Here is a 21,145-nt window from a genome sequence, read left to right as displayed (position 1 = left end):
AGTCACCTGTTGGGGTCGGTTCGGGGGTCGAGCACGTCGCGCAGTCCGTCGCCGAGCAGATTGAACCCGAGGACGGCGATCACGATTGCGACGCCCGGGAACACGCTGTACCACCACTCGCCGCTGTCGACGTACCCCTTGCCGACCCGGAGGATCGACCCCCACGAGGGCCGGGGCGAGGGGACGCCAACGCCGAGGAAGGAGAGCGAGGACTCCAGGACGATCGCCAGTGCGGCCGTCACGGTCGCCTGCACGAGGATCGCCGAGAGGCAGAACGGCAGGACGTGGACGAGCAGGATTCGGGCGTGTGAGGCCCCCAGCGAGCGCGCGACCCGGACGTGCTCCTCCTCGACGACGGAGACGGCGCTGCCCCGGGTGACGCGGGCGAACTGCGGGATGTAGACGATCCCCAGCGCGGCGACGATGTTGGTCAGCGACTGCCCGAACACCGCCACCAGCGTCAGCCCGAGCAGGATCGCCGGGAACGCGAAGATGCTGTCCATCAGCCGCATCAGCGCGTCGTCGACGCGGCCGCCGACGTAACCCGCGACCAGCCCGATCGGGACGCCGACGGCGCCCGCGACGAGCGGGGTCGCGACCGCGACCTGCAGTGCGATCCGCGCGCCGTACAGCACCCGCGAGAACAGGTCCCGGCCGTAGCGGTCGGTGCCGAAGGGGTGGGCGAGGCTGGGGCCCTGCAGGCGCGCGGGCACGTCGACGGCTGCGGGGTCGTACGGTGCGAGCACGGGCGCGAGCAGCGCGAGCAGTAGGAAGCCCGTCGTCACGACGAGTCCGCCCATCGCGAGGTTGTTCCGGCGGAAGCGGGCGGCGAACGCCCGCCCGCGGCGGACCAGCGGCGAGTCGGCGCGGTCAGTGGTGGTGTCGGCCGGAGCAGCGTCCGAGCCGGGTTCGGCGTCGCTCATTCTTCACCCCGCAGCTTCGGATTCAGGTAGAAGTACGCGCCGTCGACGACGATGTTCACCGCGACGAAGAACGTCGTGTAGACGAGCACGACGCCCTGGAGGGTGATGTAGTCCCGGCTCCCGATCGCGTCGATCAGCAGCCGGCCCATCCCGGGGATGGAGAACACCTGTTCGATCACGACCGAGCCGCCGAGCAGGTAGCCGAACTGCATCCCGATCACCGTCACCACCGGGATGAACGCGTTCTTCGTCGCGTGGGCGAGCACGCGGAGTTCGCTGGTCCCCTTCATCCGGACGGCGTTCAGGTACTCCCGGCGGAGCTCTTCCAGCAGCTCCGAGCGCAGCATCCGGGTGACGACGGCGGCCATCGCGGTGCCGAGGGTGATCCCCGGCAGCAGCAGGTATCTGATCCCCTCGATCGGGTCCGAAAGCGGCGAGACGTAGCCCGCGACGGGCAGCCAGTCGAGGTTGACACCGAACAGGAGCAGGAGCAGGATCCCCAGCCAGAAGTTCGGGATCGAGACGCCCAGCAGGCCGAAGCCGAGGCCGACGCCGTCGAGCCACTCGCCGCGGTTGGTCGCGCTCAGTAGCCCCGCGGGGATCGCGATGGTGAGCGACACGAGAAAGCCCGCGAGCGTGAGAAACAGCGTGGTGGGGAGGCGGGACGCGATCGACGCGCTGACCGCGCGGTCGTTCACGTAGGAGCGGCCGAGGTCACCCTGCACCGCGTCGGTGATGTAGTCGACGTACTGCACGGGGAGGGGCTCGTTCAGGCCGAGTTCGGCTCGGACAGCGGCGAGCTGCTCCGGCGGCGCGTCGGCGCCCAGCATCACGATCGCGGGGTCGCCGGGGACGAGCCTGATCAGCCCGAAGATCGTCACCGAGACCAGCGCGAGCACCGGCAGCGCCCAGAGCAGCCGCCGGACCAGGAACGCCTGCAGCCGTGAGACCATCCCTCGACGCTCACTTCCCCTTCCACATCGTCCAGTAGCGGGTGTACGGTAGCAGCCACGGCTGGACGCCGTAGACGTTCGAGCGCAGCCCCGAGATGCCGTCGGCGCGGGCGACCGAGATCCACGGGCAGTGCTCGTTGACGAGCTTCTCGAACTCGGTGTACGTCTCGACGCGGGCCTCCTCGTCGGTCTCGCTGCGACCCTGCTCTAAGAGTTCGTACATCCGTTCGGCGTCGGGCTGATCCTCGCCGTAGTGGTTGAACTGTGTCCCCTCGGGGTGGATGAACCCGAAGTAGTGGCGGTCGGGGTCGATCTTGAACGGGACCGAAAAGGCCATCGCGCCGAAGTTGCCGCCGACGAAGTCCGAAAGCTGGGTCGCCCACTCCAGCGTCTCGGTCTCGGCGTCGATGCCGGCTTCCGAGAGTTGGGCGACCAGCAGGTCCGCGGTGGTCTCCATCAGCCCGTAGCGGGAGTTGGTCTTGATCGTCAGCGTCTCGCCCTCGAGAGGGTTGCCGGCCTCGTCGAGGATCTCGCGGGCGCGCTCGGGGTCGTGGGTGCGCCGGCTGTCGCCGAGGTCGTAGTGCCAGATGCTGTCCTCGGCGTAGGGCTGCCACGCCGCCTGCCCGTAGCCCGAGACGGCGGCCTCGACGATCGATTCCCGGTCGATCGCGTGGGCGACCGCGCGGCGGACCGCGGGCTCGTCCCACGGCGGCTCGCTGCAGTTGATGTGGACCTGCCCCCACTCGGTGCCCTGCTGCCGGGAGAGCTTCGTCTCGTCGTCGTCCCGCAGCGTCCCCGCGTCGCTGCCGGAGACGCCGCGGACCATGTCCACGTCGTCGGCCCGCAGCGCGGCGACCCGGGAGTCTGCGTCCGGGATCGGGGTGATCTCGACGGCGTCGAGCAGCGGGGCGTCCTCGTCGCGGTAGTCGTCGAACGCCGCGAGCGTGAGCTGCTCGCCGGGCTCGTGCTCCTCGAACCGGAACGGACCCGTCCCCACGGGCTCCTGGAACTCACCGAGCTCACCGCCCTGCTCCTCGACAGCTTCCTCGGGGACGACGACCCACGGGACGCGCCCGAGGAAGCTGAAGAAGGGGGCGAACGTCTCCGCGAGGGTGAAGGTGACCTCGTACTCGCCGGTGGCTTCGACGGAGTCGACGGCTGAGAGGTCCGCCCCCATCGCCGCCTCCTGGTTCATCCGCTCGAAGGAGTACACCACGTCCTCGGCGGTCATGCCGCGGTCGACCGGCGGGTGGAACCGGGCGTCCTCCGTCAGCGTGAACGTGTACGTGCGGCCGTCGTCGCCGATCTCCCAGTCGGTCGCGAGCCGGCCCGCGGGCGCGCCGTCCTCGAAGGTGAGCAGCGTCTCGCAGACGTTGAACACGACGACCCAAGAGACGACGCTCTCGGTCTGGTGGGGGTCGAGTCCGGTGAGTTCGGACTCGAAGCCGACCCGGAGGGTGCCGCCCGGCTGGGGGCCGCCCTCAGGCGTCGACGCCGACTCGGTCGCGGACGGCACGTCGGTGTCGTCGGTGGGCGTGCCGTCGCCGCCGGTACAGCCGGCCATCGCTGCCGCCGCCGCGCCGCCGACCGCCGAGAGGAATTTGCGTCGGTCGGTCGCGGTATCCTTTGCCATCGTTACCGGAGGCAACACCGCGGAGGGTAAAGCTTCCGCGGTAGCCCCACGACGCTACAGGTGGAGCAGCCAGCCCACGACCAGCGCGGCGAGCAGGAGGAACGAGAGCAGGTACAGCACCACGCGCTTCGAGACCGAGGAACGACCGCCGGCCGCGAAGCTGACGAGAACGCACCGGCGCAGCGACGACCGGCACCACCTGCCGAGCGGGGGCGGCACGATCAGCCGCCCCCCGGAAGCGGCCCGTCGACGCGACCGATCGCGGTCGCATTCGCCGCCGGCGTTCCGGTGGCCGTGGGTGTCGGTGTCGGCGTGGCTGTGGTCGTTTCAGTGGCTGTCGGCGTTGCTGTGGTCGTTGCCGTCTCGGTCGGTGTTGGCGTCGGGGTCGCCGTCGACGGTTCGGTCGCTGTCGGCGTCGGGGTCGCCGTCGACGGTTCGGTCGCTGTCGGCGTCGAGGTCACCGTCGGCGTCTCGGTCGGTATCGGTGTTGCTGTGGCCGTCGCTGTCTCGGTTCCGTTCGGTGCTGCCGTCGCTGTCTCAGTCGCTGTCGGCGTCGCTGTGGCCGTCGGAGTTTCGACGGGCGTCGGCGTGTCAGTCGCCGTGGCCGTCGCGGTTTCCGTTCCGTTCGATGTTTCGGTCCCGTTCAGCACTGCGGTTTCGACTGGAGTTCCCGTCGGGATCGCGGTCCCGGTCGACTGATCGTCGGCAGTACCGTTGGTGGAGAACGTCCCCGTCACGGTCTCGGTGGCAGTCAAGAGCGCGACCGCCTCGGCACCGAGCCCGCTCCCGGCGACGACGACCATCACGCAGAGCAGCGCGGTCGTCGCGAGACGGCGGTTTCGGGCGCTCATGGTTCCTCCTCCGGCACTCCGCCGTCACTTGCTGCCGTGGGTTCGGCCGGGGGTGACCGGGCGGGGTCGCCCTGCGAGCGCTCACGGAGCCGGGTCGTGAGGAACACGCCGGCCAGCAGCACGAACGCCGTGCCGAACCCGACGGCGACGCCGATCGAGAGCGCCGACTGCTGCTCGACGGCGACGTAGACGGCGTAGGGCAGGACCGCCCCGAGCACGCCCAGTGTGAGGACCATGTCCGTCGACGAGATTTCGACGGCGTCGGCCGACTCCATGGACTGCTCCGCCGACCGATCCTCCGTGTGGGCAGGCGCCTCTCTGACGGGAGCGTCACTGTTTCGCTGCGGAGCGTGTGGCGCCGCGGCCGCTACGTCCGACGGCGGCCGTCGCTCGCTCGTCGTCCGCTCGGCGCCTGTCTCTCCCTTCCGCCTGCGTCGGAGGAACATCGCGACCTCGGAGATCAGCAGCGCGGCGAACGGGAGGACGACCAGCAGTGCGAACCCGGTGGTGGTGCCGACGAACTGGATCACGTAGCCGATGTAGGGGATGGTGAGCACGACGGTGCCGACGAGCGCCGAGGCGGGGACCGGCCGCTGATCGGGGTCCTCGTTCGCGTCGCCTTTGGTGTAGAACACGCGCCCGTCGCCGGTCCCCTCGATGTCGATGACGCGGTGGGTCACGGTCGCGGCCTCCTCGCTCCGGGAGTAGGTGATCACGTCGTCGACCGCGACCGTCGCAGGCGGCACCGACTCAACGACGACCACGTCGCCCGCGGAGATCGCCGGCTCCATGCTGCCGCTCAGGACGACGAAGCTCGCATCCGCACCAACGACGCCGGGAACCGCGTACACCACGAACGGCGCGACGACGGCGAGCAGCAGGACGACCCCGAGGGCGTTCAGCCCCCGGCGGAGCGTCACACGTCGGGAATCGTCCGGCTCGTCTCCCGGGGAATCGGGCCGCGACTGCTCGTCGGGCGAGTTCTCGGGCGGCGTCGTGATAACTTCCGTATCGGTGCGTGAGTCGGTCGTATCGTCTGTTTCAGTCATCGGTCTCCTCCGCCGTCCCGTCGGCACAGACGGAGACGGTGATGTTGCTGATCGCTGGCCGCTCGTCGTCCGGCTGGCTCATCGGGTCGTCCTTGTACGCGCCGTGGGCTGCGTACACCTGTCCGGGGGTCGACGAGGTCGGCGGGTCGAACGTGTAGCGGGCGACCCGGGCGTCGGGGTCCGACGGGCTGCCGCTCGGGTTCGGACGCCCGCCCCCGACCGCGACCGCGCAGATCCGCAGGTCGTCGGCGGGCGTACTGTCCCGGAGCAGCCGGAAGCCGGCGCCGACGGTTTCCGGGGGCTGACCCACGTCGGTGACCGACAGCACCTCGAGCGCGTACTCGTGGCCGTCGTCGAGGTACTGCTCGCCCACTTCGGCGAAGGCGTACGACTCGCCGACAGTCAGCCGGTCGCCCTGTACGTCGATCTTGCCGAGTTCGACACACGCCGGGCAGTCCAGCTCCTCGGGGCATGGATCGGTGCCCGCGAACGGGTTGGTCACCGCCGACTCCGGCTGGTGGCGGCACTGCTCGGCGTAGAACTCGAAGGCGAGCGTCGTCGTCGATGCGGGAAGGCTCGCGCCAGCGGGGAGCTCCCACGCGAGGTCGAGACACAGCGACTCGTCCGCGGGGAGACACGGCTCCGCGCCGGTGAGCCGACGACCGTCGACGAACGAGCGCTGGAATTCGGCCAACGACCCCGTGAACAGCGTCGACTCGGTCTCGCCGTCGCAGTCGGCGTCGAGCCCGAGCGTCACCTCGAGCGCCCCCGCGAACGCGTCACTGACCGGGGGACAGGTCGTTCGAGCCCACAGCCGGACGGGGTTGCCGCCGGGGAGGACCGAGAGCGTCGTCGATCCGCTCTCGCCGGGATCCACCGAGACGTCGAACGCGACGCCGTTCGGCGTCGTGACGCAGTCCGGGCAGTCGACGGTCAGCGACACGTCACCCGCCGTGATCGTTCCGCTTGCCCCCTCCGAGTCGGCGAGCAGCGCCGACGCGGCGCCGCCGCCGAGTGTGCTCGCGACGCCGAGCGTCCCCAGCCCCGCCAGTAGCTGCCGTCGTGTGGGGACACCCGGGGGGCGCTCAGCAGTCATTCCGAACACCCCTCGGCGTAGAACGCGAGCTCAAAGGCGGTCGTCGTCCGCTGCCACTCGTTGGCCGCGGTCGCGGGAAACTCCCAGCCGAAGCCGAGACAGAGCTCCTCGCCCGGGTCGAGACAGTCCGGGTTCAACGACAGGCCGTCGTCGCCGTACGTGTCGCCGAACGCCGCGAGCGACATCGTCACGTCGCCGACCACGTCGTCGGGGTCGTCGACGCCATCGCAGGCGCCGATTCCGAAGATCCCGGTGTCGTACCCCAGCCGGATCGAGACGGCCGCCGCGAGCGACCCCTGTACAGCAGGAACGAGTCGAACGCTGACTGGCTCTTCACCCTCGGCAGTGAGTCGAATACTCGCGGTGCCGTAGTCCCCGGGGAGCACGTCCGGCGCCGTGAACAGCGGTCCGGCCGCGTCGGCGACGTACTCGGGGCCGTCGCCGCTTGCAGCCACCGGCTCGCCGTTGTAGCGGCTCTCCCACGCGACCCGGAGCCGGGAGCCCGCAGTCTCCGTCCCCTCGATCTGGGCCGGCGTGCCGGCGTAGGTGTAGTGGCTGTACTCGCGCGGCTCGTGCGTGACACTGTCGGCGACGCCGACGGCGCCGCCGAACGCCCCCATGCCGACGGCGCCGGCGCTCGCGAGGAGGCGTCGGCGGCTGACGTCGGGACCGTCGTGGGTCATCAGTACGGGTCTCCCTCGGGGACACCTAGGAGGGGTGTAACGATATGAATAGACTCCCTACCGGGTGTGAGCCGTAGAGCGGGCAGTCGGCTGTTCGTGATGTCGGACATGGTTGGTCTCCCCTACGGGAACCCCACCGGCGGAGTCGAACCGCCGTCCCGGCCACCCGCGCGGATCCGGTGTGGGAGGTGGTCGTCGGGCTTTACTCGGTGAACTCCACCGCGTTGGCGCTGTTGAACCAGTCCGGGCCGACCGTGGGGTCGGCGTTGACCTTCGCCACCGGACCCTCGCCACCCGTGCTCCCGTACCCGAGCACGCGGAAGGTCGAGGAGAGCTCGCTGTTCGGGATCCCGAACGAGATCGTGTTGCCGACCTTCAGCGCGGAGAACCCGGCCGGGAGCGACTGGGACGAACCGTAGCTTCCGCCGGTGTTCTCCTTGTAGCCAAACGGGTCGTCCGGGAAGCCGGCGTTCGGCTGCCAGATTAGCTGCCAGTCGTGGGTCCCGTCGGCGTCGGCGTCGACGGCGACCGGGAGGTTCGTACTGGAGTAGTCCGCCGTGTCGAGGAAGTCGGTGCCGTCGTCGTCGTCCACGAAAGTGAAGCTCAGGACGGTCTGGTCCTCCCCGTAGGAGACGCCGGTGTAGACACTGCCGTCGGTCGGGTTACCGAGGGTCTGGCCCTTCCAGTCGTTGTCGTACTCCGTGACGACGGTCTCGTCGACGCAGGGGTTGGTCGTGCCGTCGTTGTGGCGGGCCTGCTCGGCGTAGAACTCGAAGTCGAACATCACCGAGTCCGTCTGAATCTCGTTGCCGACGTCGGTCGGGACTTCCCAGCTGACGCAGACGCACTGCTCGGCGGTGTTGGGTTCCTCGTCGTCGAAAGCCGACTCGACGCCCTCGAAGGGCTCACGGTCGTCGATCGGAGTGTCCGCGTCGCCGTCGCCGGAGAGCGGGACGCCAGACTGGAGCGCGAGCATCACGTCCCCCAGCGAATCGGAGACGATCTCCTCACCGATGACGGTCTCGCCGTCCTCCTCGGAGCAGTACGAGAGCGTCACCTGCATGGCGTCCGCGAGTTCGCCCTCGCCCTCGCCGGGGTCGCCACCGGAGTCGTCGACCTCGGCCTCGGGTTCGGTCTGTCCGTTCTCGTCGTCGTCGGTCAGCTCGCCGCACATCCACATGTACGCCGGGTTGTCGACGATGGAGAAACAGAACTCGGCCTCGCCGGAGTCGCCCGGCTTCAGGTCGGAGACCTCGATCTGGAGCGGTTCACCGTCCTCCTGGCCGCCGACGACGCCGCCGTCGATGTACGTGCCGTCGGGCGTGCTGTACTGGGCGTAGCTGCCCTGGTCCTCCGAGTAGTCGACGTGGACGAGTAGGTCGAGCTCGCCGGCGGTCAGGCTGTTGTCGGTGAACGATTCCTCGTCGCTGAAGTACGCCGTCGTACCGAGTCCGGCGCCCGCGCTCGCGAGGCCGATGGCGCCGACGCCACCGAGCATCTTGCGGCGGGAGAGTCGGATCGGGTTGTCGTCTTTCATGGTTGTCGCTCCCCTCGCGGGGAAGCTCCGCCGCCGGAGTCGAACCGACGGGGGGGACCCGGGCCTCGCGGCCCCGTCCACGGAGCGTGGTCGTGGACGGGTGTTCAGCTCTGCGAGGAGTTCCCACCGGGCGTCGACGTCGTGGTCGGTGTCGGCGTCTCGGTCGCTGTCGCCGTCTCGTTGAACGGGTTCGTCGGATCGTCGTTGTGTCGCGACTGCTCGGCGTAGAGCCCGATGTCGAACATCACCGAGTCCGTCTGGATCTCGTTGCCGACATCGGCCGGGACCTCCCACTCGAAGCCCAGACACTGGGTCACCCCGCCGTTGAACGGGTCGCGCTGTTCGGTCGCGCGGTTGCCGTCGAGGGGGATCCCCTCCTCCAGCTCCGCCATCACGTCGGCGAGCGAACCTTCGAGAATGATCGTCTCGCCGACGATCACCTCCGCGATCTGGGCGAACGCCTGGTCGATGGCCTCGTCGGTCGTGGACGTGAAGACGTGGTCCTCGACGGGGTCGCTCGCGATTTCTTCCAGGGTACTCTCGGTGGCGCCACCAGCCCCGAGGGCGAATATCTCGGTGCTTTCACCCTGTGCAGCGTCCGCGGCGTCGCCGGGGTCGGTGCCGGCGTTGTTCCCACCGTCGGTCATGACGACCATGATCGGCGACTCGTCCTCGCCGCAGTTGACCAGCGAGTCGTTCTGTGCGGTCTGGATACCCTCGCCGATCGCGGTGTTGTCGCCGTTGGCGGGGAGCGTGTCGATGGCGTTCTCTACGGTCGCGAGATCGTCCGTCAGCGGCTGGACGACCTGCGCGCTTTCGTCGTAGCCGTCGGCGCTGAAGAAAGTCACACCGACGCGGCTGCCGTCCGGGCCGTCGTCGAGGATGCGCTCGGCAAGCTCCTTCGCGCCGTTGATCGTCTGCTGGTTCCGAGTGCCGTTCATCGAGCCCGAGGCGTCGAGCACGAGCTGGACACAGACCGGCTCGCCCTCGCCGCCGGGCTCGTAGACGTTGTCACAGTCCTCGTCGTACCACATCGTGACGTCGACGGCATCGGCGAGCTGTCCCGCCTCCGGCAGCTCCTCGTACTCCTCCAGAAGCGCCTCCTCCTCCGGCTCGGAGAAGCCGTTCTGGGCGTTCTCGGTGAGCTCACCGCTCATCCAGAGCCACGAGGGGTTGTCACAGATGTGGAGGCTGATGGTGACCTCCCCCATGTCCCCCGGCTTCACGTCCTCGAGGTTGAACACCGGAACCCCCTCACCGTCGACGAGGTTCAGCTCGGGATCGCAGAGATCCCAGTCCTCGATAGCGCCGGGCCATCCGCCGGGGTTGTCACCCGCGTTGGGGACTTCGCCGGTGAGGTAGACGCCATCGTCGATCTCCTCGACGTCGAAGTCGGGGTAGAGCGCGTCGATCTCCTCGAGACGCCCGGGGCCGCCCGCGTACGTGGACTTGTAGTCGAGTTTGAGGTCGAGCTCCCCGGCTGTCAGGGAGTTGTCGGTGAACGATTCCTGGTCGCTGAAGTACGCCGTGGTGCCGAGCCCCGCACCTGCAGAGGCGAGGCCGACACCGCCGAGGCCTCCTAGTACTTTGCGCCGCGACAGTCGGATCGGGTTGTCGTCGTCGGTCATGGTTTGCTCCCGAACGCTGGGTGCCCCACGCCGGGACGGACCCTCGCTCGGTTAGCGACACCAACTTCTGGGAGGGGATTAGTTACGAGCGAGCACGCCACCATCGAACGACGAAATCGACAGCAGGGAGCGACCTAGCAGCGCAGTCGAACCCGTCGTTCGACCAGCTAACCTCCCGTTCGAGGCCGGATCGCGACGGGATGGGACCCCCGAACGTGTCGTGTGGGTACAGCAACCACCTTGTCAGGGAGAGCCAGATCGTCGAGAACCACGCGACTGCGCTCGAATCGTCGACGAATCCCGGCTGGCGAGGGGAAGCCGACGGTACGCCAGCCATAACCACGGTCGTACAAACGAACGGGCGGGTAAGCGACTCATGCGACTCAGACGAAACACGCTTCCCGAGTCCGAGATCTACGAAATCCTGGCGAACCGTCGGCGACGGGAGACGCTGCACCAACTGGCCGACGGCGCGATCCCGACGACGATCGGTCTCCGGGAACTCTCGGAGGCTGTCGCCGCCGCCGAAGCCGGCACGTCGCCGCCGCCGCGGGCGCTGCGGGAGAGCGTGTACAGCTCGCTCCACCAGACCCACCTCCCGAAACTGGATGAACTGGGCGTCGTGTGTTACGACCGCGAGTCCGCCGAAGTGTCGCTCCGCCCCCGCGCCAGTGACGTGAACGTGTACATGTCGGTCGCGACACCGTACGGCGTTACCTGGGACGAGTACTACCGCGCGCTCGCGGCGGTGGCGCTGACGTTCGTGGTGACCTCGATGGCGGACGTGCCGGTCGTCTCGGCCGTGGATCCACTGCTCTGGGCCAGTGGCTCACTACTCGTGCTCGCGGCCTCCGTCGCCGTTCAGCTCTGGGCGGCACGGTGGTACGTCGTCGAGACGGTCCGAGGGTGGACTGAACTGGTTCGACGCCTACTCGGTCGGTGGTGAGCCGGCTCAGCCTGCCGCCAGCAGGTCCGGTGGGGCGTCGACCTCGAACAGTCGGGCGTCACAGGACACACAGGTCGCAGCGATCACGTCCCGGCTCGAACAGCAGGATTCGACCACCTCGGTTCGGAGCGACACCGTCCCGCCGCAGGCCGGACACGTCTCCACGAACAGCCTGAGTGCGCCGAGCAGTTCCGCCCGGATCGCGAGCGGGCGCTGCTCCCACGTCGAATCGAACGCCGGAAGCGTCGTCGCCGCCGCTGCGTCGGCGACACACGCTGGACGGGACTCCCAGGACGCGATTCGGTCCGGGCCGTCGAAGGCGACCAGCATCTCGGGGTAGGACTCGAACTCCACACGGTCTCGGGTGGTTCCAGCGAGTTCGGCGACCGTCGCCCGAACCGCGTCCTCGTCGTCCCAGTACGCCGTGATACGCTCCTGCCACGCTGCTGCGAACGCGGCGTCGAGCACGACGTCCTCCGCGGCGAGGTCGTCGACGAGTACGCCCATCGACACCAGCGTCGCTCGGGGGTCGACCGCCGTGTGTGTACGAGCAGGGGGCTTTCCGAACCAGTCGAGCAGCCACGCCGGGAAGTAGCGACGAGTCAGCGCCGGCGTCCCTGGGACGAGATAGCCACGGAAGTAGACCACGACGACCGAGAGGACGGCGACGATACTCCCAGTGAGAGTCGCGACGCCCGTATCCGGGACCCACAGCGTCGTCGCGGCCGCGACGGCGAGCGACAGCAGGGCGGCGATGGCGAGGTTCAACAGCGTACAGGGCCAGCAGCGGTTCGGGCCGGTGTACTCGGGATGTTTGAGTGCCGCGACCCCGGTCGCACGCTCGAGGCGGTTCACGGTCGAAGTGCCCATACCTCCCCGGCGGCAGGAGTCGCCGTAGTTATCGGCTGCCTACCGGTCGATCGCGAGGTCGGTCAGCTGGTAGACGAGCGCGACCAGTCCGTTGTGGTGGGCAGTGCCGATCACCGCCCGTTCCTCCCCGTCCGGCATGATGGTGCTGACCAACGCGTGGGAGTCGTCGACGAGCAATACTGTGCCGACGGCCACGCCGCCCGCACCACTGCCGTCGGGCATCCAATCGAACGTCGAGATGGCTGTCCGTACCAGTGGCGCGTGCTTGCGAACGCGCCGCTCCGCCTCGCCGGTCAGCACCACCACGACGACCTCCACGTCGTCGACCCCGTCGATTCTGTCGAGCAACTCGTCGGTCAGGTGACTCTCGTCGCCGACGATCACCACGACCACGTCGTCGGCGTCGTTGATCAGCCGGGCGACCCGGCTCCGGATGGCCTCCGTGCCGACGAGCGACCAGACCTCCTTCGTGTCCGAAACGTGGCTGGGCTGCTCCTCTCGGAGTCGTTCCAGCGCATGAGTCAGTCGCTCGATCCGGTTCTCGTACTGGGCTCGGAGAGTCGCCATCGCCTCGTCGATACTGACGGTCCGAAACCGCCGCGGAGTCGTGTGCTGGACCTTCGCGAGCCCGCGTGCCTCGAGCACGCGCACAGAATCGTACACCCGCGTCTTCGGCACGTCGGCGGTCGCGGCGATCTGCTTGGCGGTGCCGGTCGACAGCTGCGAGAGCGCGACGAAACATCTCGTCTCGTACTCCTTCAGCCCGAACTGCTGTAGGAGATCCACCGCGTCGTCGGTTGGGTCTTCGGAGTACACGTTCAACCACCCTCCGATAGCTAATCTACGACCGGAAGTACATAGGTATGGGCACCCAGATGTCTTTGTTCCTGATAATTAATCAGTGGGAAATTCGATTCACTTTGATACTCAAAATTGACTACGGGAGTGAAATTCAGTATATTTGATGGTGTTGGCGCCGATGGATCGTTACGTGCCTCACACGACACATAAGTTGACCGGGCGTACCGACAGTGCGACGACGTTCCCGAACGGGACAGAGTGTCGCGTAATAACAGTGGGACCGCCGGCTGCCACAAAGTGGTACGGCGAGTAGATGAATGGGACAGATCACCCAGGTCGACGAGACGACCGATCGTACGGCTGAACTGCCGCCGAGCTCCGAACACTGTCCGGAAACGCCGACACAGTCGTTTTCGCGGGACCGCGTGTTCGAACTGCTCTCGAACCGGCGACGACGGTTGGTGCTGTACTACCTCCGGAGCCACGCCGACGACGAGGCGACGGTCCGCGAACTCGCCACGGAGATCGCGGCGTGGGAGAACGGCGTCGAGGAGGCCGCTGTGACCTACAAACAGCGCAAACGGGTGTACACGTCGCTCTACCAATCACACCTGCCGAAGATGGACGAGTACGGCGTCGTCGAGTACGAGCAGAACCGGGGGGACGTCCGCCTGACAGAGGAGGGGGAGACGCTGGACGCGTATCTCGAGATCGTCAGCGGGGACGACGTTCCCTGGAGCGATTACTTCCTCGGTCTCTCGGCGCTCACGTTCGTGTTCCTGGTCGCCGTCGTCGTCAGCTTTCCGCCGTTCGCTGCGCTGTCGCCGGGCGTCGCCAGCCTGCTCGTCGTCTCGGTGTTTGGCCTCTCGGCGGCGGTCCACATGATCCGTACGCGCCGGAGCCGCGTGCTGTCCTGATCTACCGGTCACGGACGACGAGCACGGGCGCGACGGCGCCCTCGGCGACCCGTTCGGCGTCATCGCCGAACAGCGAGGCCAGTAGTCCGGGGCCGCCCTCGCCCATCACGATCACGTCGAACTCGCCCGAGCGGTCGACGACCGCGCGGACCGGCGAGTTGGTCTCGCTGATCTCGGTGTGGACGCGTTCGGTCGCGAGGCCGCGCTCGGCCAGCGTCTCGCGGGCGCGCTCGACGGCCGCGGCGGCGTCGAACTCGCCGCCGGTGTCGATCCCCCACAGCGTGACTGACCCCTCGCGGCCCGCGAGTAGCGTCGCGACCAGATCTGCGAGTCGATCGACGTCGATAGCGCCGCGGATCGGGACGACGACGTCCTCGACGGCGCCGACGGGGTTGGGGAGCAGCACCGCCGTGGCGTCGGTCTCGGCGGCGACGCGGTCGACCGTCGCGTCGCGGTCGTGGGTGAACGCGACCCGGGTCTCGACCTCTCGGCCTTCCTCGCGGAACGCCGCGGCGATGTCGTCGATGGCGGTACGTGCCCGGTCTTCGAACTGCATGCTCGCCTGCTCGGTGGGCGTCTGCTCGGGCAGGACGTGGTAGCCAAGCAGCACCACCTCGGCGGGCGCGAGGAACTCGACCAGTGAGGCCGAGACGGACTCGCCTTCGAGCACCTCGACGGGGACGAGCACTTTCGGCGGCTCGCGGATCGCGAACGACGCCTCAGCCATGATCTCCGCGGGTGTAGGTTCGTTCTCGATCATTACAGCACCCCTCTGAGTCGCACGTCGTCGGCGTAGTACTTGTACCACCCGGCGGCCGCGACCATGATCGCGGCGCCGATGATCTGTGACTCACGCTCCATGAACGCGATCAGCCCGAAGCTCGCGAGCGCCCCGATCCCCGCGACAACCCGGTAGGCGGGCACCCGAAACTCGGGGTCGTACCACTCCGGCTCGTCGCGGCGCATCGCGATCAGCGCGACGCAGATCAGCCCGTACATCACCAAGTGGAGGAAGGAGGCCACCTCCGCGAGCAGTTCGACCTCGCCGAGGGCGACCAGCACCAGCACCGGGCCGCCCGCCATCGACAGCGCGACGTGGGGCGTGCCGTACTGGAGATTCACGCGGCTCGCGAACTGCGGCAGCAGCGCGTCCTTACTGACCGCGAACACCGCCCGCGAGGTGGAGAGAATCGACGCGTTGGCGCTCGAAACAGTCGCGAGTAGGCCGCCGAGCAGGATCGCCAGCGCGCCCAGGTCGCCGCCGAACGCGCGGGCCACCTCGACGATAGCGGTCTCGCCGAACCCCGAGAGCCGGCCGCTGCCGAACGCGCTGGTCGCGACGAAGATGGTGAAGACGTACAGCACAGCGACGATCAGCACCGAGCCGACCATCGCCAGCGGGAGGTTTCGGCCGGGGTCCTTGATGTCGCCGGCGACAGTCGCGACCTGCGCGAAGCCGAGGTAGGAGGTGAACACCAGCGCGGCGGTAGAGAACACCGGCAGCAGCCCGAACGGCATGAACGTCTCGGGCGTACTCGTGGTGCCGAACACGCCCAGCGCGTCGAGGCCACCGTAGCCGAGGAAGATAACGAGAATGGTCAGCAGCAGGCCGACCACGTAGTTCTGGAGCTTCGCGGCGTTCTCGGTGCCGAAGAGGTTCAGCGCGGTGAGCAGCAGGCCGAACCCCAGCGCGAGCGCGTCGACGACCGGGAGGCCGCCGATCGGGATGCCGGCCTCCGCGAGCAGCGCGGCGGCGTAGCTCCCGAAGCTGACGAGGTAGAACGCGGCCGCGAACACCAACCCCAGCCAGATGCTGATACCGACGACGGCGCCCGGGAGCGACCCGAGCGCCCGCGAGATGAAGTAGTAGCCGCCGCCGGATTTCGGCATCGCCGTCGCGAGTTCGGAGGCGGGCAGCGCCACTAGCAGGGCGATAATCGCGCCGATGACGAAGGAAGCGGCGGCCGCTGGCCCCGCCTCCCCCGCGGCCAGCCCGGGGAACACGAAGATCCCGGCGCCGATCATCGTCCCCACGCCGATGGAGACGCCGCCGACCAGCCCGATCGAGCGCTCCAGCTCCGACCCCTCCTCGGTGACGGCCGTGTCGCTGTCGGCGTCGGTCGGCAGCGCGACCGCCTCGGGGGACTCGCCCGCCCTGTTCGCGCCGCCCTCGTTTTCGGTTCCCATACGTACGGGTGGTGTCAGCGTGTCCAGAAGAAATCACCGGCCGAGAGGATCGCGGACCGATCAGGCGGTCTGTTCGTCGATCCAGTCGAGGTCGGCCTCGTCGGGGACGCCGATGCGGTTCACGACGGGGTGGTTCGCCCAGTGGTCGAAAGGTCCGCCGGAGCATCGTTCCGGCACCCGACGGAGTCACGTCGGTGGCGGACCCAGGGTGAGTATGGCCGAGACAGTTCCCGTGACAGTCGTCGACGGCGACGACCGCTCGACGATTCAGGTCGAACGCGGGCGGACGCTCCGGGACGCGCTGCTCGACGCCGGGTTCGAGGTGTACGGGCGCGTCTCGAAACACGCCAACTGCGGCGGCCGCGGGCTGTGTGGGACGTGCGGCGTGGAGATCGAAGACGGACCGGCGCCGACGCACTGGCACGATTCAGCGGCGGCGCGTTTTGGGTATCTTCGGCTCTCGTGTCGGGTTACGGTTGAGGAGCAAATGACGGTGCGGCTGGTGGAGAAGGTGGTTTGGGGGCAGTTACTGCCTGATTCGTCGGGAAGTGATGAGTCGTAGTGTAGGCAGTACACTCGTCGCTCGCTCGTCGTTGCGAGGAATCAGAAAATGGGTTGGGGCGGATTTGAACCGCCGGCCTCCTCCATGTCAAGGAGGTGTCATAACCGGACTAGACTACCAACCCGATTGGGCTTGCTTCGCACCCTATCTACCGCGTGGGATTAGTTGAAGGTTTCGAAAGTCGACTCCGGCAGGTGATTCCTCGCTACCCGCCGTGGCACATCGACACACGACAGCGTTAAGTCGATGAACAAAGTTGTACACTATACACCCAATCCGTACATTCGGATCCCCACCCATGCAGGAACTCATCGAACGCGTGACCGACGGCGAGGACCTGAGCGTCGAGACGGCCCGCGAGGCCGCGACGCTGGTCTTCGAAGAGGCGACGGAGGCACAGATCGGCGCGCTGCTGACCGCATTGCGGGCCAAAGGCGAGACCGAGGCCGAGACCGCCGGCTTCGCACAGGGGATGCGCGACGCGGCGCGCACGATCGACCCCGACGGCGCGCCGCTGGTCGACACCTGCGGCACCGGCGGCGACGACTACAGCACGATCAACGTCTCGACGACCAGCGCGATCGTCGCCGCGGGCGCCGGCGTCGCGGTCGCGAAGCACGGCAACTACTCCGTCTCCTCCTCCTCGGGGAGCGCCGACGTGCTCGAGGTCGCCGGTGCCGACGTGGAGGCCGAGCCGCCGGCCGTCGAGGAGGCGATCGAGCGCGACGGGATCGGCTTCATGCTCGCGCCGGTGTTCCACCCCGCGATGAAGGCCGTCATCGGCCCGCGGAAGGAGCTCGGGATGCGGACGATCTTCAACGTGCTCGGGCCGCTGACCAACCCCGCCGGCGCCGACGCACAGGTGCTCGGCGTGTACAGCGAGGAACTGGTCCCGCAGATCGCAGAGGCGCTGACCCACATGCCCGTCGAGCACGCGCTCGTCGTCCACGGCGACGGGATGGACGAGATCGCGCTCCACGGCCCCACGACCGTCGCCGAGGTCGAGGGCGACGAAGTCACCGAGTACACGATCGAGCCCGCGGATCTCGGCCTCGACAGCGCACCCGTCGACGCCATCGCCGGCGGCACGCCACAGGAGAACGCCGCGGACCTGCGAGGGATCGTCACCGGCGACGTGGCCGGGCCGAAGCGGGACGTGATCCTCGCCAACGCCGGCGCGGCGATCTACGTCGCCGGGCTCGCCGACGACCTCCGTGCGGGGGTCGAGAAAGCCGCCGACGCGATCGACGAGGGGGCCGCCGCCGAGAAGTTCGCCGCGCTCTGTGGCGAGCCGGTCGAGGCCGAGTGATGGTCCGGACGAAACTCTGTGGGCTCGGCACCGAGGCAGACGTCCGCGCGGCGGTCGACGCCGGCGCCGACGCAGTGGGGTTCGTCACCGACGTGGACGTGGACACGCCCCGCGAAGTCCCGACAGAACGCGCTGCCGAACTCGCCGACACCGCCCCGCCGTTCGTCACGACCGTCGCCGTCACCATCCCCGAGAGCGTCGACGCGGCCATCGAAGTCGCCGGCTGCGTCGCCCCGGACGCCCTACAGATCCACGGGGACTTCACTCCCAACCAAGTTCGGGAGATCCGCGACCGCGCGGGCGTCGACGTGATCGTCGCCATCGGGGCGAACGAACCGGAGCGGGCTCGCGCACTCGATAACGTCGCCGACGCACTGCTCGTCGACTCCCTCACAGAGTCCGGGGCCGGCGGCACTGGCGAAACGCACGACTGGGAACGCAGCCGGGAGCTCCGCGAGGAGCTCTCGACGCCGCTCGTACTCGCGGGCGGGCTCACGCCCGCGAACGTCCGCGAGGCAGTCGAAAGAGTCGATCCCTTCGCCGTCGACGTCGCAAGCGGCGTCGAGCGCGACGACGAACCCGGGCGAAAGAACCACGACGCGCTGGCCGCGTTCGTCCGCGAGGCGCGGGCCGCAGGCGAACCGGGGCCCGCCGCGGAGGACGTCTGATGCCGTCGTTCGACCGATCGCGCGAAGCATTCGAGGGGCTGTTCGACGACGTCGACGGCCCCGCGGTCGCACGACTCACCGCGACGCTGGACACCGAGACGGAACCGCTGTCGGCCTACGCCGCCCTCTCCGACCGCAGCGACCACACGTTCCTGCTCGAAAGCGCAGAGAAAGTCGCCTCCAGCGATCCCGCGGGGGCGTTCGCCCCCGCACAGGGCCACAGCGACGCCGGCGACGACGACGCCGACCGCCACGCCCGGTTCTCCTTCGTCGGCTACGACCCCGAGGCGCTGGTCTCGATGTACCCCGACCGCACCGAAGTCGAGGGGTTCGGCCCCGCCGCGCGCTTCCTCGACGGCCTCGACGCCGACGCCGGGAAGGAGGTCGGCGCGACCGGTGAGGAACTGGAGAACGACCCCGACACGCTCGACCGCCTGCGGCTCGCGCTACCGGGCGTCGAACGCGTCGGCTTCGAAGCCAGCGACCGGCAGCGACTCGACGGCGGCCTGGTGGGCTTTCTGGCGTACGACGCCGTGTACGACCTCCACCTCGACGAGGTGGGCGTCGAGCGACCCGAGCCGGTCGTCCCCGACGCACAGTTCGTGCTCACCACCCGGACCCTCGCGTTCGACGACCGCGAGGGCACCGTCGAACTGGTGTTCACGCCGATCGTCGGCGCGGACGACGACCCCGGCGCCGTCTACGACCGACTCGTCGCGGAGGCCGAAACCGTCGCCGGCGACCTCTCCGCCGCCACGGAGCCGGAAACGGGGGGGTTCGACCGCGAGGCCGCCACGTCCGGCCCCCGAGAGGAGTACGAGGACGCCGTGAGCGAGATGCAGGAACACGTCCTCGACGGCGACGTGTACCAGGGCGTCGTCTCCCGCAGTCACGAGACCGCGGGCGAACTGGACACGCTCGGGCTGTACGAGTCGCTTCGCGAGGTGAACCCCTCGCCGTACATGTATCTCCTCTCCTTCGGCGGCCGCTCGGTCGTCGGTGCGAGCCCGGAGACGCTCGTCTCGGTGACCGGCGAACGGGTCGTCTCGAACCCCATCGCCGGCACCTGCGCCCGCGGCGCCAGCCCCGTCGAGGACCGCCGACTCGCGGGCGAACTGCTCGCCGACGGGAAGGAGCGCGCCGAACACACCATGCTGGTCGACCTCGCGAGAAACGACGTACGGCAGGTGTCCCGACAGGGATCAGTGCGCGTCGAGGAGTTCATGAACGTGCTCAAGTACAGCCACGTCCAGCACATCGAGTCGACCGTCACCGGCCGGCTCCACTCGGAGTTCGACGGGTTCGACGCCACGCGAGCGGCGTTCCCGGCCGGCACCCTGACCGGGGCGCCGAAGGTCCGCGCGATGGAGTTGCTCGACGAACTCGAACCCACCCCCCGCGGGATCTACGGCGGCGGGGTCGGCTACTTCTCCTGGACCGGCGACGCCGACACGGCGATCGTGATCCGGACCGCGACGGTCGAACACGGCGACTGCGACGAGGTTCACGTCCGCGCCGGCGCGGGCGTCGTCGCCGATAGCGAGCCCGCGAGCGAGTACGAAGAGACCGAACAGAAGGTCCGCGGCGTGTTGGACGCACTGGAGCGCATCGAGGGGGGTGACGCATGAGCACCCCGACAACCGACGACGGCGAGGGGCCGACGGTGCTGTTCGTCGACAACTTCGACTCGTTCACCTACAACCTCGTGGAGTACGTCGGCGAGGGCGCGCCCGATGCCGATGTGGAAGTCCTTCGGAACACCGCCCCGCTCGATCGAGTGCGCGAGATCGACCCCGACGCCGTCGTCATCAGTCCCGGCCCCGGCCACCCGAAAAACGAGCGCGACGTGGGGCTCACGATGGACGTGCTCCGGGAGGTCAGCCCCGACGTGCCGACGCTCGGAGTCTGTCTCGGCCTCGAGGCCGCAGTCTTCGAATACGGCGGCGAGGTGGGGCACGCCCCGCGACCCATCCACGGGAAGTCGTTCCCTGTCGAGCACGACGGCGAGGGTGTCTACGCCGGCCTCGAACAAGGGTTCCAGGCGGGGCGCTACCACTCGCTCGTTGCGACGGACGTGCCGGAGGCGTTCGAGGTGACCGCGACGACGCTCGACGAGTCGGAGAACGGCGACAGCGAGGAACTCGTGATGGGCGTCCGCCACCGCGAACACCCGATCGAGTGCGTACAGTTCCACCCCGAGTCGGTGCTGACGGCCGTCGGCCACGACGTGATCGGCAACTTCCTCGACGGCGCACTTCCCTGACCCGTTCTTAGCCGAGGAACGTCGTCACCAGCCAGAGCGCACCGATCAGCACCGACGCAATCAGCACCAGCTTCCACGCGATACTCAGGATCACGCGGCCGACGACGATGACGACGGCGATCGCGAGCAGCACCAGCAGCGCCTGCCCGAGCATTCCTTCCGGGAGCGGAAGCTGCAGGAGCGCCAGCGACGCCGCCGGGAGTGTGGTGGACATACTCCGAGGTGGGCCGCGCGACAGCATAACTCTGGGGGCCGACTTCAAGTAGGAA

General features: G+C 68.6%; 22 protein-coding genes and 1 tRNA gene. 8 read left to right on the top strand and 15 right to left on the bottom strand.

All coding sequences use genetic code 11. The features are described from left to right. Window positions 1-2: 2 nt before the first annotated feature. The 4 genes from BN1959_RS02175 to BN1959_RS14605 are packed head-to-tail and all read right to left on the bottom strand — an operon-like array spanning window position 3 to window position 3,728. Window positions 3-923: an ABC transporter permease gene (locus BN1959_RS02175; RefSeq protein WP_079978582.1), complete on the bottom strand. Its 921-nt coding sequence runs from the start codon at window positions 921-923 to the stop codon at window positions 3-5. Then, entirely contained in the window at window positions 920-1,876 is a 957-nt protein-coding gene (locus BN1959_RS02170) for an ABC transporter permease (protein ID WP_053947082.1), read from the bottom strand. Before BN1959_RS02170 ends, BN1959_RS02175 begins: the two co-directional genes overlap by 4 nt. 10 nt (window positions 1,877-1,886) lie before the next feature. Then, window positions 1,887-3,509: an ABC transporter substrate-binding protein gene (locus tag BN1959_RS02165; RefSeq protein ID WP_053947081.1), complete on the bottom strand. Its 1,623-nt coding sequence runs from the start codon at window positions 3,507-3,509 to the stop codon at window positions 1,887-1,889. Between the two features lie 54 nt (window positions 3,510-3,563). Next, window positions 3,564-3,728 carry a hypothetical protein gene (locus BN1959_RS14605; protein ID WP_154018208.1) on the bottom strand — a complete coding sequence of 55 codons (165 nt, stop codon included), beginning with the start codon at window positions 3,726-3,728 and terminating at the stop codon, window positions 3,564-3,566. 75 nt (window positions 3,729-3,803) lie between these two features. Between BN1959_RS14605 and BN1959_RS14600 the strand changes: the two genes are divergently transcribed. Then, a complete protein-coding gene (locus tag BN1959_RS14600) occupies window positions 3,804-4,208 on the top strand; it encodes a hypothetical protein (RefSeq protein ID WP_154018207.1) in 405 nt (134 codons plus the stop codon). A 148-nt stretch (window positions 4,209-4,356) separates the two neighbouring features. Here the strand turns inward: BN1959_RS14600 and BN1959_RS02155 are convergent, their stop codons facing one another. The 5 genes from BN1959_RS02155 to BN1959_RS02135 form a co-directional block, all read right to left on the bottom strand. Next, window positions 4,357-5,409: a signal peptidase I gene (locus BN1959_RS02155; protein ID WP_053947080.1), complete on the bottom strand. Its 1,053-nt coding sequence runs from the start codon at window positions 5,407-5,409 to the stop codon at window positions 4,357-4,359. After that, window positions 5,402-6,505: a hypothetical protein gene (locus BN1959_RS02150; RefSeq protein WP_053947079.1), complete on the bottom strand. Its 1,104-nt coding sequence runs from the start codon at window positions 6,503-6,505 to the stop codon at window positions 5,402-5,404. The genes BN1959_RS02155 and BN1959_RS02150 overlap by 8 nt, the downstream gene beginning before the upstream one ends. Further along, window positions 6,502-7,188 (bottom strand): hypothetical protein, encoded by a 687-nt coding sequence (locus BN1959_RS02145; protein ID WP_053947078.1) that lies wholly within the window; start codon window positions 7,186-7,188, stop codon window positions 6,502-6,504. The genes BN1959_RS02150 and BN1959_RS02145 overlap by 4 nt, the downstream gene beginning before the upstream one ends. Before the next feature lie 202 nt (window positions 7,189-7,390). Further along, on the bottom strand, window positions 7,391-8,725 hold the full coding sequence (locus tag BN1959_RS02140; RefSeq protein ID WP_053947077.1) for a SipW-dependent-type signal peptide-containing protein: 1,335 nt from the start codon (window positions 8,723-8,725) through the stop codon (window positions 7,391-7,393). Between the two features lie 104 nt (window positions 8,726-8,829). After that, on the bottom strand, window positions 8,830-10,353 hold the full coding sequence (locus BN1959_RS02135; protein ID WP_053947076.1) for a vWA domain-containing protein: 1,524 nt from the start codon (window positions 10,351-10,353) through the stop codon (window positions 8,830-8,832). 376 nt (window positions 10,354-10,729) lie between these two features. Here BN1959_RS02135 and BN1959_RS02130 point away from each other — a divergent pair, with 376 nt between their 5' ends. Further along, window positions 10,730-11,299: a DUF7344 domain-containing protein gene (locus BN1959_RS02130; RefSeq protein ID WP_053947075.1), complete on the top strand. Its 570-nt coding sequence runs from the start codon at window positions 10,730-10,732 to the stop codon at window positions 11,297-11,299. Window positions 11,300-11,305: 6 nt separating this feature from the next. Here the strand turns inward: BN1959_RS02130 and BN1959_RS02125 are convergent, their stop codons facing one another. Both BN1959_RS02125 and BN1959_RS02120 read right to left on the bottom strand, forming a co-directional pair. Further along, window positions 11,306-12,169 (bottom strand): hypothetical protein, encoded by an 864-nt coding sequence (locus BN1959_RS02125; protein WP_053947074.1) that lies wholly within the window; start codon window positions 12,167-12,169, stop codon window positions 11,306-11,308. Between the two features lie 39 nt (window positions 12,170-12,208). After that, entirely contained in the window at window positions 12,209-12,985 is a 777-nt protein-coding gene (locus tag BN1959_RS02120) for a TrmB family transcriptional regulator (RefSeq protein WP_053947073.1), read from the bottom strand. 302 nt (window positions 12,986-13,287) lie between these two features. Between BN1959_RS02120 and BN1959_RS02115 the strand changes: the two genes are divergently transcribed. Further along, window positions 13,288-13,887, top strand: a complete 600-nt coding sequence (locus BN1959_RS02115) for a DUF7344 domain-containing protein (protein WP_237560296.1) — start codon at window positions 13,288-13,290, stop codon at window positions 13,885-13,887. A gap of 1 nt (window position 13,888) precedes the next feature. Here the strand turns inward: BN1959_RS02115 and BN1959_RS02110 are convergent, their stop codons facing one another. Together BN1959_RS02110 and BN1959_RS02105 are read right to left on the bottom strand one after the other, a co-directional pair. Further along, entirely contained in the window at window positions 13,889-14,647 is a 759-nt protein-coding gene (locus BN1959_RS02110; protein ID WP_079978580.1) for a universal stress protein, read from the bottom strand. Next, window positions 14,647-16,074, bottom strand: a complete 1,428-nt coding sequence (locus BN1959_RS02105) for an APC family permease (protein ID WP_053947072.1) — start codon at window positions 16,072-16,074, stop codon at window positions 14,647-14,649. The genes BN1959_RS02110 and BN1959_RS02105 overlap by 1 nt, the downstream gene beginning before the upstream one ends. 214 nt (window positions 16,075-16,288) lie before the next feature. Here BN1959_RS02105 and BN1959_RS02100 point away from each other — a divergent pair, with 214 nt between their 5' ends. Then, window positions 16,289-16,636 (top strand): 2Fe-2S iron-sulfur cluster-binding protein, encoded by a 348-nt coding sequence (locus tag BN1959_RS02100; protein ID WP_053947071.1) that lies wholly within the window; start codon window positions 16,289-16,291, stop codon window positions 16,634-16,636. A 49-nt stretch (window positions 16,637-16,685) separates the two neighbouring features. On the opposite strand, the gene BN1959_RS02095 is transcribed toward BN1959_RS02100, so the two are convergent. Further along, window positions 16,686-16,760: transfer RNA gene (locus BN1959_RS02095), tRNA-Val, on the bottom strand. A 174-nt stretch (window positions 16,761-16,934) separates the two neighbouring features. On the opposite strand from BN1959_RS02095, the gene trpD reads away from it, so the two are divergent. From trpD to trpG, 4 genes are read left to right on the top strand one after another with little or no spacing between them, the layout of a single operon-like run. Next, window positions 16,935-17,945 (top strand): anthranilate phosphoribosyltransferase, encoded by a 1,011-nt coding sequence (gene trpD, locus BN1959_RS02090; RefSeq protein WP_053947070.1) that lies wholly within the window; start codon window positions 16,935-16,937, stop codon window positions 17,943-17,945. Then, window positions 17,945-18,613, top strand: a complete 669-nt coding sequence (locus BN1959_RS02085) for a phosphoribosylanthranilate isomerase (protein WP_053947069.1) — start codon at window positions 17,945-17,947, stop codon at window positions 18,611-18,613. The genes trpD and BN1959_RS02085 overlap by 1 nt, the downstream gene beginning before the upstream one ends. Beyond that, the gene (gene trpE / locus BN1959_RS02080) at window positions 18,613-20,241 is read left to right on the top strand and encodes an anthranilate synthase component I (RefSeq protein WP_053947068.1); all 1,629 of its coding nucleotides are present in this window, start codon (window positions 18,613-18,615) and stop codon (window positions 20,239-20,241) included. Before BN1959_RS02085 ends, trpE begins: the two co-directional genes overlap by 1 nt. Further along, window positions 20,238-20,876 carry an anthranilate synthase component II gene (gene trpG, locus BN1959_RS02075; RefSeq protein WP_053947067.1) on the top strand — a complete coding sequence of 213 codons (639 nt, stop codon included), beginning with the start codon at window positions 20,238-20,240 and terminating at the stop codon, window positions 20,874-20,876. Before trpE ends, trpG begins: the two co-directional genes overlap by 4 nt. Before the next feature lie 7 nt (window positions 20,877-20,883). Here trpG and BN1959_RS02070 read toward each other — a convergent pair whose 3' ends face one another. Next, window positions 20,884-21,090, bottom strand: coding sequence for a hypothetical protein (locus BN1959_RS02070; protein ID WP_053947066.1), 207 nt, complete (start codon window positions 21,088-21,090; stop codon window positions 20,884-20,886). Window positions 21,091-21,145 lie beyond the last annotated feature (55 nt).

The organism is Halolamina sediminis, assembly GCF_001282785.1.
In the GTDB taxonomy this organism is placed as follows: domain Archaea; phylum Halobacteriota; class Halobacteria; order Halobacteriales; family Haloferacaceae; genus Halolamina; species Halolamina sediminis.
The sequence above is the reverse complement of the archived record's forward strand: the minus strand, read 5'-3'. Positions and strand labels throughout refer to the sequence as shown.

Coding starts and splice junctions, on each gene's coding strand:
- BN1959_RS02175 (WP_079978582.1), bottom strand. CDS start 923: ATGAGCGACGCCGAACCCGGCTCGGACGCTGCTCCGGCCGACACCACC.
- BN1959_RS02170 (WP_053947082.1), bottom strand. CDS start 1,876: ATGGTCTCACGGCTGCAGGCGTTCCTGGTCCGGCGGCTGCTCTGGGCG.
- BN1959_RS02165 (WP_053947081.1), bottom strand. CDS start 3,509: ATGGCAAAGGATACCGCGACCGACCGACGCAAATTCCTCTCGGCGGTC.
- BN1959_RS02155 (WP_053947080.1), bottom strand. CDS start 5,409: ATGACTGAAACAGACGATACGACCGACTCACGCACCGATACGGAAGTT.
- BN1959_RS02150 (WP_053947079.1), bottom strand. CDS start 6,505: ATGACTGCTGAGCGCCCCCCGGGTGTCCCCACACGACGGCAGCTACTG.
- BN1959_RS02145 (WP_053947078.1), bottom strand. CDS start 7,188: ATGACCCACGACGGTCCCGACGTCAGCCGCCGACGCCTCCTCGCGAGC.
- BN1959_RS02140 (WP_053947077.1), bottom strand. CDS start 8,725: ATGAAAGACGACAACCCGATCCGACTCTCCCGCCGCAAGATGCTCGGT.
- BN1959_RS02135 (WP_053947076.1), bottom strand. CDS start 10,353: ATGACCGACGACGACAACCCGATCCGACTGTCGCGGCGCAAAGTACTA.
- BN1959_RS02130 (WP_053947075.1), top strand. CDS start 10,730: ATGCGACTCAGACGAAACACGCTTCCCGAGTCCGAGATCTACGAAATC.
- BN1959_RS02125 (WP_053947074.1), bottom strand. CDS start 12,169: ATGGGCACTTCGACCGTGAACCGCCTCGAGCGTGCGACCGGGGTCGCG.
- BN1959_RS02115 (WP_237560296.1), top strand. CDS start 13,288: ATGGGACAGATCACCCAGGTCGACGAGACGACCGATCGTACGGCTGAA.
- BN1959_RS02110 (WP_079978580.1), bottom strand. CDS start 14,647: ATGATCGAGAACGAACCTACACCCGCGGAGATCATGGCTGAGGCGTCG.
- BN1959_RS02105 (WP_053947072.1), bottom strand. CDS start 16,074: ATGGGAACCGAAAACGAGGGCGGCGCGAACAGGGCGGGCGAGTCCCCC.
- BN1959_RS02100 (WP_053947071.1), top strand. CDS start 16,289: ATGGCCGAGACAGTTCCCGTGACAGTCGTCGACGGCGACGACCGCTCG.
- trpD (WP_053947070.1), top strand. CDS start 16,935: ATGCAGGAACTCATCGAACGCGTGACCGACGGCGAGGACCTGAGCGTC.
- BN1959_RS02085 (WP_053947069.1), top strand. CDS start 17,945: ATGGTCCGGACGAAACTCTGTGGGCTCGGCACCGAGGCAGACGTCCGC.
- trpE (WP_053947068.1), top strand. CDS start 18,613: ATGCCGTCGTTCGACCGATCGCGCGAAGCATTCGAGGGGCTGTTCGAC.
- trpG (WP_053947067.1), top strand. CDS start 20,238: ATGAGCACCCCGACAACCGACGACGGCGAGGGGCCGACGGTGCTGTTC.
- BN1959_RS02070 (WP_053947066.1), bottom strand. CDS start 21,090: ATGTCCACCACACTCCCGGCGGCGTCGCTGGCGCTCCTGCAGCTTCCG.